This window comes from Gemmatimonadota bacterium, from assembly GCA_022560615.1.
Classification (GTDB): domain Bacteria; phylum Gemmatimonadota; class Gemmatimonadetes; order Longimicrobiales; family Gaopeijiaceae; genus UBA1138.
Map to the genome: position 1 here is coordinate 1 of JADFSR010000018.1, position 14406 is coordinate 14406.

The 14406-nt window shown below is 63.1% G+C and carries 12 protein-coding genes and 1 tRNA gene; 10 read left to right on the forward strand and 3 right to left on the reverse strand.

The annotated features are described in order from the left end of the window. Positions 1-586: 586 nt before the first annotated feature. Complete coding sequence (locus IIB36_11355; GenBank protein ID MCH7532337.1) at positions 587-859, reverse strand: amidohydrolase family protein; 273 nt, start codon at positions 857-859, stop codon at positions 587-589. A 338-nt stretch (positions 860-1197) separates the two neighbouring features. Here IIB36_11355 and IIB36_11360 point away from each other — a divergent pair. The 8 genes from IIB36_11360 to IIB36_11395 all read left to right on the forward strand — a co-directional run bounded on the left by IIB36_11360 (position 1198) and on the right by IIB36_11395 (position 8584). Beyond that, a tRNA-Leu gene (locus IIB36_11360) sits at positions 1198-1280 on the forward strand. Between the two features lie 793 nt (positions 1281-2073). After that, a complete protein-coding gene (locus IIB36_11365; protein MCH7532338.1) occupies positions 2074-2235 on the forward strand; it encodes a hypothetical protein in 162 nt (53 codons plus the stop codon). A gap of 159 nt (positions 2236-2394) precedes the next feature. Then, entirely contained in the window at positions 2395-2700 is a 306-nt protein-coding gene (locus tag IIB36_11370) for a hypothetical protein (protein ID MCH7532339.1), read from the forward strand. Between the two features lie 162 nt (positions 2701-2862). Next, entirely contained in the window at positions 2863-3183 is a 321-nt protein-coding gene (locus IIB36_11375; GenBank protein MCH7532340.1) for a hypothetical protein, read from the forward strand. 445 nt (positions 3184-3628) lie between these two features. Beyond that, entirely contained in the window at positions 3629-3865 is a 237-nt protein-coding gene (locus tag IIB36_11380; protein MCH7532341.1) for a hypothetical protein, read from the forward strand. Positions 3866-4322: 457 nt separating this feature from the next. Beyond that, positions 4323-5633: a citrate synthase gene (locus IIB36_11385; GenBank protein ID MCH7532342.1), complete on the forward strand. Its 1311-nt coding sequence runs from the start codon at positions 4323-4325 to the stop codon at positions 5631-5633. 57 nt (positions 5634-5690) lie between these two features. Then, positions 5691-6548 carry an MBL fold metallo-hydrolase gene (locus tag IIB36_11390; GenBank protein MCH7532343.1) on the forward strand — a complete coding sequence of 286 codons (858 nt, stop codon included), beginning with the start codon at positions 5691-5693 and terminating at the stop codon, positions 6546-6548. 41 nt (positions 6549-6589) lie between these two features. Further along, positions 6590-8584 (forward strand): M1 family metallopeptidase, encoded by a 1995-nt coding sequence (locus tag IIB36_11395; GenBank protein MCH7532344.1) that lies wholly within the window; start codon positions 6590-6592, stop codon positions 8582-8584. 96 nt (positions 8585-8680) lie between these two features. Here IIB36_11395 and dnaE read toward each other — a convergent pair whose 3' ends face one another. Further along, entirely contained in the window at positions 8681-12022 is a 3342-nt protein-coding gene (dnaE, locus tag IIB36_11400; GenBank protein ID MCH7532345.1) for a DNA polymerase III subunit alpha, read from the reverse strand. A 248-nt stretch (positions 12023-12270) separates the two neighbouring features. On the opposite strand from dnaE, the gene IIB36_11405 reads away from it, so the two are divergent. Both IIB36_11405 and IIB36_11410 read left to right on the forward strand, forming a co-directional pair. Next, positions 12271-12777, forward strand: a complete 507-nt coding sequence (locus IIB36_11405) for an RNA polymerase sigma factor (protein ID MCH7532346.1) — start codon at positions 12271-12273, stop codon at positions 12775-12777. 121 nt (positions 12778-12898) lie between these two features. After that, a complete protein-coding gene (locus IIB36_11410; GenBank protein MCH7532347.1) occupies positions 12899-13426 on the forward strand; it encodes a hypothetical protein in 528 nt (175 codons plus the stop codon). A 132-nt stretch (positions 13427-13558) separates the two neighbouring features. On the opposite strand, the gene IIB36_11415 is transcribed toward IIB36_11410, so the two are convergent. Next, positions 13559-13870: a hypothetical protein gene (locus tag IIB36_11415; GenBank protein MCH7532348.1), complete on the reverse strand. Its 312-nt coding sequence runs from the start codon at positions 13868-13870 to the stop codon at positions 13559-13561. Positions 13871-14406: the final 536 nt, after the last annotated feature.

A 14406-nucleotide genomic window follows, 5' to 3' on the forward strand; every position in this document is an offset into this window, starting at 1 on the left:
ACCGAATGTCAGGCAGGATCCGACCGTACACGCGGCAGTGTTCGGGTGCACCTTCGGATAACGGTTCCATGTGTGCCTCGACGACCGAGAACTGGAAGTTCGTGAGGCTGGAGAGGCTCGTGCATGATCGCATCGGCAGTGTGGTGCCACCGTCTGTCTGAGCCCCAGCAGAGCCGGACAAGGCGAGCAGGCTGACCACCACCGCCAGTAGAGGAATCCGATTCTGCGAAGATCGCGAGTCGACAAGGTGCCGCGAGAAAGGCTTCATCGTGTTACTCCTCCTCCGTTCTCCGGCCGAAGCAGTCCGGTCCGTGAGCCGTTTAGACTTCGGCACGAGCATACCTCGTCGCAGACCTCGGCGCTATACAAGTTGAGCGCCAGCCCTTCGGCTCGATGGGCTTCGTAGCCGTAATCATCGTGAGCGTGCTGTTCGCGCTGGGGCTGGCGTTGGTGGATCTGCTCGCGCTCTGCTGACCCGCGCAGCATCTTGAGCGCATGAGCGAAGCCATCACCCGCCTGAACGCAGCCCTAGAAGGCCGCTACCGGATCGAGCGTGAACTGGGTGAGGGCGGCATGGCGAACCAGGTCAGTTACCCGACGGCGGCCTCAACTCCTCCGGATCGAACACCCACCCGCCCTTGATCACCCGCCAGATGGTCTGCGTGTTGCGAATGTCTTCCAGCGGATTCGCGTCGAGCAAGACGATGTCAGCGAGCTTGCCGACTTCCAGCGTGCCGAGGTCGTCACCGGCACCCACGGCGGCAGCAGCCTCTTGTGTGGCGATGCGCAACACTTCCAGCGGCGGGATGCCGGCTTGAACGAAGAATTCCAGCTCCCAATGAAGGGACGCACCGGGGATTCCGGGCGACGTTGCGGCACACGTACGCGGCCGCCCGGCTACAGACGACGGACCACGGAGCTCCCGTTAGCATCTTCACAGTGATGCGGGAGCTCGGCCATCGGTCGATCGGGTTGATCGAGAGCACCTACGGGCACCTCCTGGATGTACGGCACCGTAGCTCGGTTGTAGAATATCGGGTCGCAGAAGTGGTTCGTCTGCCGACCGATCAACCACGCGGAAAGCGCGTAGATGAAGACGCGACGGCCTTTTCGGTTACCGAAACGTTACCCGAAGCGTTACCCGACGACTAAATGAAGAGAGGGAGAGAGGCAAAAGTCCTTTAGTTTCAGCCCTTTGCCGGGGTGGCGGAACGGTAGACGCGACGGCCTCAAAAGCCGCTGTCCGCAAGGACGTGCGGGTTCGATTCCCGCCCCCGGTATGCAGGCCCCGCAAGGCTTTTCGGCCTGCGGGGCTTCGGCTCCTTTGAACCCTCACTTTCCGCCGGGCTCGCGCCTGACACCTTTCTTGACGCGCGGGTACCCGTCGGTCCTATTGCTCTTGCCTGGCCCCGTCCACATCGAGGTGGTTCCCACGATGGGAGCCGGGTGGGCCCCACAGTATTGAGGCCTCCTTCTGGAACGGAGGGGCACGATCCCCAGGAACGCCAGTGGCCTTTCTCCCTTGGGCGGCGAGATCATCTCGCCGGTGTTCTTCGATCTGTTTCAGGCGGCGGACGGCTGGGCGCCTTCCTGGCCGGTGATCCGCCCGACAGCGGCTCGAGGCCAATGTTCCAAGAACTCGGCACGTCCCGTCATCCCGCGCAACCGTTCCTCCGCCCCGCCCTGGACGGCCAACGAGGACGCCGTGGTGGATACGATCGCACGCCGCCTCAGGCGTGCCGTGCTCGACATTGCGGAGAGAGGGTCGGCATCGTGGCCCCCCAATCAGGAGTTCACCCTAGTTGAGGATGGGAACATGACCCCGTCAATCGGTCTTACTCAGCCCAAGAGCGTAGCCGTGGTAGACAAGGGTAGCGCGAGATACGTTTAGCCGGTTCACGATTCTCGTGCCCGGGAACGGGAGGGAACGGATGACCCCGCGGAGGAAAAAACCAGCCACGAAGGCACAGAAGAAAAGCCCGGTGAAGGAAACAAAGCGAACGTTCGAATTCGCTCCCGACCACGTGATGTTCTACTCGGACTACGAGCATCGTCTCGACGGAAGCCGAGGTAATGATGGCCCTCTATCAGACTGTGCCGAACCTTCCGGATCAGACGGGGGCAATAACGGGGGCGACCGGCTACCGGAAGGCGACGGTCACCATGACTCACGCGCACGCACTGCAGATCGGGGAATTATTGGTCAAGCAGGGCACCCGAGGCGGCAAGAAATGACACTCGTGACTGTCGATTCGACGACTGAGCCCATGTGGTGTGAGAGCGTGGCCACGGTGCCCTCGCCCGTGCCCGAGGAGCAGGGCGATGTGACGGCGCCTGACATTGACTTTGAGCAAGTGGATTGGGTGGGCGACATTGTGGGTTCAGCCGTGGCCTATGGTTGATCCTGGAGATCCGGCGCAGGTGCAGTTCGACGGGCTTCGGGATGAGTGGCGGTCGGAATCCCAGTTCATGTCCATGGTCCACGACATGGTTATGCTCCCGTGCTACCAGAGAATCGTCGGCATGGGGATGAGGGCGGTCCCATACATTCTCGAGGATCTTGAGGAGACGGGGGATCACTGGTTCTGGGCGCTCGAGGCGATCACCGGAGAAGATCCCGTCCCCGAGGAGCATGTTGGGAACATGCCCGCGATGGCGGACGCATGGCTGACGTTGGGCCGAGTTCGCGGCTGGGTGTAGGTGCCGCGCCGCCGCACGCGAAGGGGTCGAGCAAGTTCGGAGGCTGACATCCGCCAGGCCTTCCCCGGCCTCGCTGGGGTGGGATGGAGGATCACGAGCCCGGCATCAGTTGACTGCAACTACAACTGCATCGCCTGGGCAGCGGGCCTAACGAATCGATGGATGTTCTATGACGAGGCCTGGCCACCCGGCGTGCCGCGGTCTCGCCACGTTGATGCTTATCAGAGAGTCTTCGAGTTGCTCGGGTATGCCGTCAGTGGTGACGAATCACACGAGGATGGAGTCGAAAAGGTCGCCCTGTATGCGGATGCGAACGGCCACTGCAAACACGCGGCCAGGCAACTCAAGACAGGTCACTGGACGAGCAAGCTGGGCAACGGGAAGGACATCCGACACAACACCCTGTCCGCCCTCGAGGGCACCGCCTACGGCACCGTACATGTCGTGCTCGAGCGCCAGCGCCAGGAACCGGCGAAGTCGTAACACAAGGCCCCGCCCGATCTCGGATCTGCGGGAGTTTCGCGAACCGGTAAAATAACGGGAGTTTCGCGAACCGGTAAAAGAAAAAGACCCCCGATGGTTTACTCCGCACCGTGGGGAAGTCGGATTGTCAGTCGAGCGTAGAGTCGATCCGCTCGTAGAGCTCGTTTTTCCGTGCGACCTAGCCGAGCAGGAACACGCGCTGGCTCCGGTTGCTGGCGACGAAGTCATGGTAAAAGCGCAGCCGGACGAGCAGATAGTCCCGAGCGAGTTAGGGGCAGGGTCCGCGGCATCGATCGCGGCTTGCGTGATCGGCCCGTGCGCGCCGTCGTCGTGGCGGGCGGCGGAACCGGGGTAGGGGAGCGGCGGTGGCCCCGTGCGTCCTGAGACCTCGGGGACCCACTGTTAAGTTCAGTCAATGCTCCAACGCTCAGACGGGGTTGTGGCGATGCTGAAATCACTGATGGTGCTCGCCGCTGTTTCCCTTCTCCAGCCCCAGCAGGACGCCTATTCGGGCTTGGCGGTGATGGCTATGGCGGATGTTCGGAACGCCAATCCGAATCTCGAATTGTTGCTCGACTTGGAACCGTTCGAGGGCGTGGCGCGGGAGGCCCATGCGACACGCGTCGGCCGTGTGACCACTGCCGCTGGGTCTTCGTGCGGTGTCGCTGCGGCAACCACGTAAGCGGTCTAGCCGGTCTAGCCTGCCTAGGATTTCAGCGTCTTTTCAGACGCCCGCTTTCGCCCATAGACGGTGTCCGTCGCCTCAAAAGCGGCTGTCCGCAAGAAGGTGCGGGTTCGAGGAGGCGTTGAAGGCCGTGCTCCGTCGAGCGCTCGCCTACCAGACCAGCTACAGCTAGGAGCGCAAGCGCCACTAGCTCCACGGATGTACCGGATCCAGGACGTGCTGTCGGAGTGGAAGGGCATCAGGCCGCGGATCGACGACCTGGGCGCCAGGGACATGACGATCGCGCTTTTCGACAGGCCGTCGAGGACGCCCACGGTGAGGATCCCGACAAGGCACGCCAGGCGTGCCGTGCCCTTGGGAGGGCTTCGCTGCATGGATATAATAAAGGCTGTTGAGCTCATGGACGCCGCGACGACTGCTGGGACCGTCGCTCGGGGCCCGAAGGATGGATCATATGGGGGAGAATGGTAACGAGGTGAGGAACACTCTCTCGATCCGAGACAACCGGACGGGCAAGGAGTACGAGGTCGAGATCCTCGACGGGGACGTGATCCGGGCGATGGACTTGCGCCAGATCAAGGTCAACGACACGGACTTCGGGATGATGGCGTACGATCCGGCATTCTCGAACACGGCGTCAACGCGCAGCACCGTGACGTACATCGATGGCGGGAAGGGGATCCTCCGCTACCGTGGCTATGCGATCGAGCAGTTGGCCGAGCGGAGTTCGCATCTCGAGGTATCGTATCTGCTGCTGCATGGCGAACTGCCGACCCAGTCCGAGCTCGACGAGTTCGTGCAGGACGTGACGCTCCACACCTATGTGCACGAAAACATCACGGAGCTTTTCGAAGCGTTCCGGTACGATGCGCATGCGATGGGCATGGTCATCAGCGGCGTCAGCGCTCTCTCGACCTTCTATCCGGAAGCCAAGAACATCGAGGATCCGGACAGTCGCTGGCAGCAGATCGTGCGTCTGGTCGCGAAGATGCCAACGCTGGCGGCGTTCGCGTACCGGCACCACCGGGGGCTCCCGTACGTGTATCCGGAGAATGAGCTCTCCTATACGGCGAACTTCCTCAGCATGCTGTTCCGGATCGGGACGCGGGAGTACAAGCCGAGCCCGGTGCTCGAGCGGGCGCTGGACGTGCTCTTCATCTTGCACGCGGACCACGAGCAGAACTGCTCAACCACCGCGATGCGCGTCATCGGTTCGTCGCAGGCCGATCCGTACTCTGCACTCGCCGGTGCCATGGCCGCGCTGTACGGCCCGCTGCACGGAGGCGCCAACGAGGCTGTGCTACGAATGCTCAATCGAATCGAGCACGTCGACAACATCCCGGCGTTCATGGAGGGCGTGAAAAACCAAGAAGAGCGCCTCATGGGCTTCGGCCACCGCGTCTACAAAGCGTACGATCCGCGGGCCAGCATCATCAAGCGCACAGCTGATGAAGTGTTCGAAGTAACGGGACGTAACCCGTTACTGGACATCGCTTTGGAGCTAGAGAACATTGCCCTCAACGAAGAGTACTTCATCGAGCGGAACCTCTATCCGAACGTCGACTTCTATTCGGGCATCATATACCAGGCGATGGGCTTTCCCGTGGAGCTCTTTCCCGTGCTCTTCGCGATCCCACGGACGGTCGGATGGCTCGCACAGTGGCAGGAGATGTTGACCGATCCCGAGCAGAGGATTGCGCGACCGCGTCAGGTCTACGTCGGCGAGGATTCTCGGGATTTCGTACCGATCGGCGAGCGTGGGTAGAGGGATCCTCCCCAGCGGTCGTTGGGAGGGATTCTGAGTCAACCGACCTGCATCGACTTGGAGCACCTCGGACTCCAAGGGGCGATTGCGTGCTACCTCATCGACGCGGAGGAGCCGACCATCATCGATCCGGGTCCGACCACCGCCGTGGAGCGGTTGGTGGCCGAGCTGCGGTCCCGTGGGGTAGGCCCAAAGGATCTCCGACACATCGCCTTGACCCACATACACCTCGATCACGCCGGCGCGACCGGGCATCTCGTCGAGCTCTTCCCGAATGCGACCGTGCATGTTCACGAGGACGGTGCGTCTCACATGGTGGATCCGGAGCGGCTCGTTGCGAGCACGCGCCGGTCGTTCGGAGATGCCCACGACCGCCTTTGGGGTGAGATGAAGCCAGTTCCCGCGGATCGCATCCATGCATGGCGCTCGGGCGAGCCCGGGCCGTGCCGTGAGCTGCGCCCTGTTGCGACCCCCGGCCATATCGCGCATCACCTGGCGTATCTGGACGAGCGTGACGGCATACTGTACGCCGGTGATGCCATGGGGATCGTGTTGTCCGGTGGACCTTCGCACCCTCCGACGCCACCGCCCGCGGTGGACCTGAGAGCGTGGAAGCGGACGCTGGACGAGATCGGTGAGATCGGACCCGAACGGTTCGCGGCGACGCACTTCGGGATCCACGGCGATGTCGAGACGCGTCGTGTGCAGCTCCAGTCGCGTCTCGACGCGTTGGAGGCACGCGTGAGGGTGGGGTTGGCCGCAGGTGATGAGGAGGACGCGGAGCGTTACAACGACGAGGTCCGTGAGGAATTCGCGCCCTTCATGGGCGAAGATCGTGTCGGTCCGTACTTCGAGATGTTCTCCGCGGCCGTTGATTGGGCAGGAGTCGCGTTTTATCTGAAAAGGAATCCCTAGCGGGCCGACCACGGTCTGCACAGGTAGCTGGAGTCTAGCAAATGAGTCGGGAACTATCTCTGTGGCGTGGCATGATGGGCCTCGGCACTTTCGTCGCATTTCTTGGCGGACTCACGCCGGCCGCACTCACGGCGCAAGAGAGCGACGAAGTACGCAGGCCGGTGCCGGCGCCCGTCGTCCCCCCCCCGTTCTACCAGCGTTCGCTAGAACGCGGGTGGCGCAGTGAGGACGGCAGCCCTGGACACTCGTACTGGCAGCAGTGGTCCTCGTATGAGCTCGAGGCACGTCTCGATCCGGAGACCTCGGAGCTGGAAGGCACCGTTCGCATCCTGTACGTGAACAATGCGCCCGCGAGCTTGCCTACCGTTTGGCTTCATTTACACCAGAACCTGCACCAGGAAGGCTCGCCGAGGAGTGGCTCCGAGGAGATCACGGGCGGTATTCGGCTGACGAGCGTCTCGGCAGACGGTGAGGAGCTCGAGGAGATCGAGCTCGACGATGGGCCGGGCTACGAGGTGAACGGTACGCTGATGCAGCTTGCCCCGGGCTTCCCAGTGGAGCAGGGCGATACGCTGGAGCTCGAGATCAGCTGGAGCGAGACGATTCCGCAGAACGGTTCCGGCCGGATGGGGCACTCCGACAAGGAGATGTATTTCATCGCGTACTGGTTCCCGAAGATGGCGGTCCTCGACGACCTCCGTCTCTGGGACGCGCAGCCGTATTTGGGAGCTGCGGAGTTCTACGACGGATTCGGAGACTACACCGTCTCCATTTCCGTGCCCGAGGGCTGGACCGTGATGGCAACCGGCGAGCTCCAGAACCCCGATGAGGTGTTCTCGGCGCTCACGCGCGACCGTCTCGAAGAGGCGTCGACCTCCGACGAGCTCGTGATGATCGCGGGGCAGGCGGAACGCGATGCGGGTACGGTGACAGCTTCCGGAACGGACGGCTGGCTCACCTATCGCTTCGAAGCCGAGAACGTGCGCGACTTCGCTTGGACGACATCGAACGTCCAGCGGTGGGACGCGACGTCGGCGCTCGTGCCGGACCGCGACGAGGACGGCGAAGACGACCGTGTGCTGATCCATTCATTCTGGCGTCCGGAGCGAGCGCCGCTCTGGGTCCAGCAGTGGGAGTACGCGAAGCAGTCGATCGAGCACCACTCGGTGTATACTGGCTTTTCATATCCGTGGTCGCACATGACGTCGGTCGAGGGCGCGGACATCATCAGCGGCGGAATGGAGTTCCCGATGCTGACGCTGATCGGGCCGTACGAGGACCGGGACGCGCAGGCGCTGTTCAACGTCACGTCTCACGAGGTCGGACACATGTGGGTGCCGATGATCGTGGGGACCAACGAGAAGCGGTACGCGTGGATGGATGAGGGCTCGACCACGTTTCTGGAGGACCAGAGTCGGATGGAGATCTGGCCGGGCGTAGATCACCACCGGATCGAGGCAACCAACTACCTCCGGGTCGCTACCGCCGGCTTGGAGCAAAGCATGATGCGGCATGCCGACTGGTACGAGCCGGGGCCTGGTCGTGGCGCCGCGTCGTATGCGAAGCCTGCCACGCTGATGGTCGCGCTTCGTGAGCTATTGGGGCCGGAGACGTGGGAGGAGGCGTACCGGGCCTTCATCTCGGAGTGGGCGTACAAGCACCCCACGCCGTGGGACTTCTTCGCCACGTTCGAGCGCTTCGCCGAGCAGGACCTCGATTGGTTCTGGACATCCTTCTACTTCGAGACGTGGACGCTCGACCACGCGGTGGGCACGGTCCGCGCGCATGCGGCTGGTGGCGCCACCGTGACCATCGAGGACCGCGGCTTTGCTCCGTTCCCCGCAACGGTTCGCATCCGGACGTCGACGGGCGAGCAGATCGATGAAACGATCCCGGTCGAACACTGGCTCGACGGCAACAGGACCTTCGAGATCGAGGTCCCGGCGGGCGTGGGGTCGGTGATCCGAGTCGAGGTCGATCCGTCCGGTTACGTGCCCGACGTGGATCGCAGCAACAACTTTTGGCCACGGGGCTGACGGGGGCTGAAGACAGGGGTCGATTCGTTCGACGACGATGATGGGCGTCAGCTTGTTCATTGTGATCGGTCCGTGTTCTGTGTGGGTGGGCCGCTGCTACCCCCAGCTCTTGATGTCTGGAGGGTTCTGGCGTAGCGCCGTGAGGTAGCGAAACGGGCTTGGACCCTGCTGATCCGGGTCGGCCGCGGACGTCTTCGACATCCCCCTCCGCCGTACGGGCGTTCCCGGCACCCTCAACGCAGCCACTTCGTACGCGATCACGTTGAGCGTATCGCCGTCCTTCTGCAGCCGGCCGCGCACCGCGAGGAAGGGCTCCATGCGCACGGCATTGCGGTCCCGCTTGTAGATATCAGGCTTCACAATAACGTTTATGGGACCGTGCTCATCTTCCATAAGGACAAAGACATAGCCCTTCGCGGTCCCAGGTCTTTGCCGCGTGGTCACGAGGCCTGCGACGCGCACCGTGCTGTGCTGGCGTAGGTGCGGAAGGCGGTCAGAGGATACGGTTCCGTCGGGCAGGACACCCTTCAAAAGCGTGAGCGGATGCAGCTCCGCCGAAAAGCGCAACATGCGGTACTCGGCGACCATGCGGTCCGTGGGCCCCAGCTCCGGGAACGAGAGGTTCGCATACGGATCCGCGAGCTCCAACTCGGTCTGCGCGTGGTCTTCCCGGCCGCCCGTGCGCTCGTTGTCGGTCTCGGGGCCGAGCCAGAGACCCGCCTGCCACAGCAATTCCCGCCTGGTGAGGCCGAAGTCGCTGAATCCGCCCACCCAGATGAGGTTTTCGATGGCAGGCCGCTTCAATGAGGCCGGCGTACGGCGCAAAAAATCCGCGAGCGAGGCGTACGGGCCGCTTTTCTCCCGTTCTGCGACGATCCGCTCCGCGATTTCAGTACCCCAACTGCGTACGAAGCCAAGCCCGATGCGTAAATCGTCCCCTTCCGCGGTGCAAACGACCCGACTCCGGTTCACATCGGGCAGGAGGGTCCGTATACCATTCCTGCGTGCGTCCCGCCCCAGGGCATCGAGCGAGTAGAAGCCCATGGGCTGGTTATTGAAGAGCCCGACGTAGAATTCGATCGGATAATAGTGGCGTAGCCACGCGGATTGGTACGCCAGCAAGCCGAACGCGGCTGCGTGGGACTTGGGGAACCCGAATTCGCTGAACGCGGTGACCTGCGTGAAGATTTCCCGCGCGGTGGTCTCATCCACGCCGTTGGCCATCGCGCCCTTCTGGAAGTCGCCCCAGTGCGCTACGAGCGCCTCTTTCGAGCGTTTCCGACTCATCGCACGGCGTAGCTCCTCCGCTTGACCGTCCGAGAAGGACGCGAGCGCCTGACAGACTTTGAGCACCTGATCCTGGAAGATGATCACGCCCAGCGTCTCCCCGAGCGCTTCCTTCAGCAGCGGATGGGGGTAGGGGACCTCGTAGTCTGGGTTCTCACGCAGCATTTCACGGCGTCGCACGTACGGGTTCACCGCGCCACCGACGATGGGACCGGGGCGCACGATGGCTACCTGAACGGCCAGATCCTCGAGATTCCGCGGCTTCGTGCGCCGGAGCATCTGGATCTGGGCCCGGCTCTCGATCTGGAAGAGCCCGACGGTGTCTCCCGAGCAGATGCGGTCGTAGAGGACCTCGTCCTCGAAGTCGATGCGGGACAGGTCGGGGGCCTCTCCGTGCCGTTCCGCGATCAGGTCGATGCTCTCTTCGACCAGCGAGAGCATGCCGAGCGCGAGGAAGTCGATCTTGATGAAACCCGCGTCCTCGCAGGAATCCTTGTCCCACTGGCACAGCACTCGGCCTTCCCAGGCGGCGGGCTCGAGCGGGACGATCTCCACGAGCGGGCGGCTCGAGATGATCATGCCGCCCGGGTGCTGGGAGATATGGCGGGGCAGGCCTGCCACGTCTTCGGCCAAAGACCCCAATAGGCGCCACAATTGGGCGTCCGCGCGGTCTTTGAACTCCGGCAGCGCCGCGATTTCGTCCGCGAGACCCGCCGCGGAACGGTGCTCGGAGAGCTTCGAGAGCTTTTCCAGCTCTCCCATCGGCAAGTCGAGCACTTTTCCGATCTCCCGAACCGCCGATTTCAACCGATACGTGGGGAAGGTGCAGACGAGCCCGGTGTGCTCGTAGCCGTACTTCTCGTAGACGCGCAGGATGAGCTTTTCCCGGATGTCTCTCGGGAAGTCGAGGTCGATGTCCGGCACGCTGCGCAGGGCTTCGTTGAGGAATCGGCCGAGGGAGAGGTTGTTCTTCACCGGATCGATGTGCGAGAGCCCGATCAAATAGCAGATGATCGACGATACCGAGGAACCACGTCCACGGCCGGGGGGGAGGCCCGAACGGGCCCGCGGGGCGTCTCCGCGAACTTCCCGTGCGACGAGGACAGCCAGGTCCATGATGTCACGGTAGACGAGAAAAAATCCCGCGAGCCCGTGGAGATCCACGAGGCTCAACTCCGTGTGCAGACGGTCTTCAGCGTCCTTCTCTTCCGTGCTGCCGGGCTCGTAGAGCGTAGAGATCTTGGCCAGGCAGATCGCGGCGAGCGTTTCGAGTGCTTCACCTCGCGCCGATCCCTCGAAATTCGGGAACTCGTAGCCGAGATCTTCCGTCAGATCGAAGGCGGCGCACCGCTCGGCGATGAGCAGCGTGTTCGTGAGCGCTTCGGGTCGGCTCTGGAAGCGGTGACGCATCTCCCACGGCTCGGCGAGGTGGAAGAGCCGGTTGGCCCGCCGCGCACCGTGCGCGCCGTCGAGCGTCGCTCGCTTCTTGATGGAGACGAGCACGTCCTGGAGCCGATGCCGCTCGGGGCGATGATAGTGCACGTTTCCGGTCGCCACGACGCCGAGTCCCAAACGCCCGGCGAGGCGAGCGAGCGCCTTGTTGCGCGCCGTATCTCCCTTCACGGCATTGTCTTGCAGCTCCACGAAGACGCTGCCAGGCCCGAAGGCGTTCACGAGCTGCCGAATCATCTGCTCGGCTTCGGCGACCGATGATGAGAGCGCGGCCGCCACGGGGCTCTTCCCGCACCCGGTCAGCAGGATCAGCCCCTCGCAGAGCTCGAGCAGAGAGGGCAGGGGGAGCCGTGCATCGCCTCGCTCCGAACCCATGTGAGCCTCGGTGAGCAAGCGGCACAGGTTGGCGTAACCCTGAGGTGTTTCGGCCAAAAGCGTGACGTGATGTCCGCCCTCGGGCTCCTCGAAGCCAGGAAAGCACTCCCGGAGGGTGACTTCCGCGCCCGTGATCGGCTGGAGATTGGCCCGTTTCGCCGCGTGGGCGAACTCCATGGAGCCGTAGAGTCCGTTGTGGTCCGTGAGCGCGAGCGCCGGGTAGCCGAGCTCCACCGCGCGCATCGCCAGTTCTTGGGGATGCGATGCGCCGTCCAGGAACGAAAAACCCGAATGGCAGTGCAGTTCGACGTAGGGCGTTTCCATGGAAACCGAAGATAAACCGAAAGTCGGGGTCATGCAATGCTGATCGCAGCTCGCCAGCGGATGAGAACAGTGACCAGGAAACCAGTCGGATCTGTCTCCTATGGATGACGTCGGGACGCGTTCGCGAACGCCAAGACAACAAGTCCGGCGTGGCACGGGTCCTGCACTCATCCCGTTCTCGGGCTTGAGCGCCTCAGACCCATCCGGAAGGTCCGACTACATCACATGGGCTCGCGCAAGGAGGTGCCGTGGGGGCGACACGCGCTGCTGACTGCGTACCCGAGGCAGCTGCTGAGTGGGTAGCCCTCGAGCGGATCATCAAGCTCCAGTTGCGCCGCTGGGTTGTCGACGAGGATGACCTCGCGGACATGACCCAGGACTGCCTTGCCAAGGTCTGGCTGAAGGGCGGCACGTTCAGGGGTCAGTCCAAGTTCTCATCCTGGCTCTATCGGGTGGCTCGGAACGAGTTCCTCGATTGGGTGAGGAAGCGAGACTTGCACGGGCGAGCGGGGCGAGAATGGTCCGCCGAGTATGCGTTACAGCCTCGCCGAGATCTGGCCGAGCTCACGACCGATCGATTGGCGGCCACCAAACTCCTGAGTCGACTCGCGGTTCTCGACCGATGCATCCTCGAACTGCACTACCTCGACGATCGCACGTCCGCTGATATCGGCCGCCAGCTCGACCTCGCGGCATCGTCGGTTCGGTGCCGGATTATGCGAATGCGCTGTGACTGGGCGGCCCTCGAGGCTTGAGGAGGCGGCATGACACGCCGGTGGCTATTCGTGGTTGTCTCCGATCCCAGCTCCTCATTGCACGTTCTTCGCCCCAGCCGCATCATGGGTAGTGACCCTGACTCTGCCGGAAGGAGGGAGGATGAACAAAGGAGCCATACTGTCCTTGCTGTTTGTGGGGCTCATCACTGGCAGCTACCTCGAGTTCGAAATGAACCTAGCGCGCGTCGCGGACGAGGAGGACGGAGACGACCTGACGATCGTGGCCGAGGGTGTCGGATTGCCACCAGGGAGGGGGACGAGCGAGTTCGCAGATAACGTGCCCCAACCTGTTAGAGGCGTAGCAGTGGAAGCGTCTTTCAACTCAGAAGCGCTCCCGGACCGCCTCATCGTGCCTCGCTCCGCAATCCTCTTACGTGGTAGTGAGGATCGACGCCCGGTGCTTTTCGTGTATGAGCCGAACGGCAGCTGGGGACTCGCCAAATGGCGTTACGTCAACCTCGGGGAAGAGAACGAAACCCACGTGGAGATCTTGGCGGAAGGCCCTGAGGAAGGGGCGGTCGAACCGGGCGAGATCGTGCTAGTCGATGGTCACCACTACCTGGCGCATGACACTCCCATCCGGCTGGTGGAGGACGTGGCGGCGGAGGGGGGCAGACCTGCGCGTTAAGGATGGGCGATTCTACCGACCTTATGGGGCGTGCGATCGGAGGCCGGGGTCTGATCCAGGCTGAAATCCCCTTGGGGTGGCCCACGCGCGGGCGAGATGGGCGGGTCGGTGAGAAAGGAGAGGATCCTCATCTCAGCCGCCGATAAGGCCGATCAACTCGTAGAGAATGACAGTTGCCACGTCTAACTCATCGGTTACGACCGTCGCCAACTGCGAATCCGTGACCGCCAGCAGGCGCTCATCCATCGGAAGCGTGACCAGGCCCACCAACTGGCCGGCCATGGAAAGGCGATACCAGGCAACCGTTCTCAGTTCGTAGTCGGGATAGTCCTTCAGCCACAAGCGTCCGTCGTCCGAGGACCTCAGTTCAGTGAACGCCGGAAGCGTCTCGTGGCCTCGTAGCTGCTCCAGCCGACTCCGCTCGTGTCGGGCGAAGTCAGCCATGACATCGGCGGCGGGAAAATCGGCCGGCAACCGTCGATTCGCTTTCCGTTCGATTTCGCGAAGCCGGGCGTCATGTTCGGCGCTCGACGCAGTGCGGGTCGCAGCCCGTCGCGGCCTGCTACGGTGTGTGCAGGTCCTCGAGCGACCTCCTCCTCCCAACCCATGCTATCGCCGTGTCGCATCCTGATACGTGGCCGTTCGTGAGCGGCGGCGCTGGACCCGGCTGTGTCTACGTCGCCCGCAGCCCGTTCAACGCTTCCCACATCGTCGTGCCGGAGCCCTGTGCTTCTCTCTGCGGTGGCTTTGTCCGGCCATCTCGCGTGCTTCAGGCTATCCCGACGCAGTTCGACGACCTCCAATCTCCATAGCCCCACCCACCGCGTAGCGGCTTCGTTCAACGGATCCTTTCCGCACTCGCATGAGCCTCGCCTTCCGACCCGCCATCCTGTAGAGTGCGGAAACAATCCTTGTTTGTTATGCGAAAGCGGTGTAAGCGGGGGTGGGAAGGGAGCGGTCGAGGAGAGCGACAGCTGGAT

Bases quoted from the DNA above. Each gene is read 5' to 3' on its own strand.
- IIB36_11415 (MCH7532348.1), bottom strand. From the start codon at position 13,870: ATGGCTGACTTCGCCCGACACGAGCGGAGTCGGCTGGAGCAGCTACGA.
- IIB36_11375 (MCH7532340.1), top strand. From the start codon at position 2,863: ATGTTCTATGACGAGGCCTGGCCACCCGGCGTGCCGCGGTCTCGCCAC.
- IIB36_11410 (MCH7532347.1), top strand. From the start codon at position 12,899: ATGAACAAAGGAGCCATACTGTCCTTGCTGTTTGTGGGGCTCATCACT.
- dnaE (MCH7532345.1), bottom strand. From the start codon at position 12,022: ATGGAAACGCCCTACGTCGAACTGCACTGCCATTCGGGTTTTTCGTTC.
- IIB36_11395 (MCH7532344.1), top strand. From the start codon at position 6,590: ATGAGTCGGGAACTATCTCTGTGGCGTGGCATGATGGGCCTCGGCACT.
- IIB36_11370 (MCH7532339.1), top strand. From the start codon at position 2,395: ATGGTTGATCCTGGAGATCCGGCGCAGGTGCAGTTCGACGGGCTTCGG.
- IIB36_11365 (MCH7532338.1), top strand. From the start codon at position 2,074: ATGATGGCCCTCTATCAGACTGTGCCGAACCTTCCGGATCAGACGGGG.
- IIB36_11385 (MCH7532342.1), top strand. From the start codon at position 4,323: ATGGGGGAGAATGGTAACGAGGTGAGGAACACTCTCTCGATCCGAGAC.
- IIB36_11380 (MCH7532341.1), top strand. From the start codon at position 3,629: ATGCTGAAATCACTGATGGTGCTCGCCGCTGTTTCCCTTCTCCAGCCC.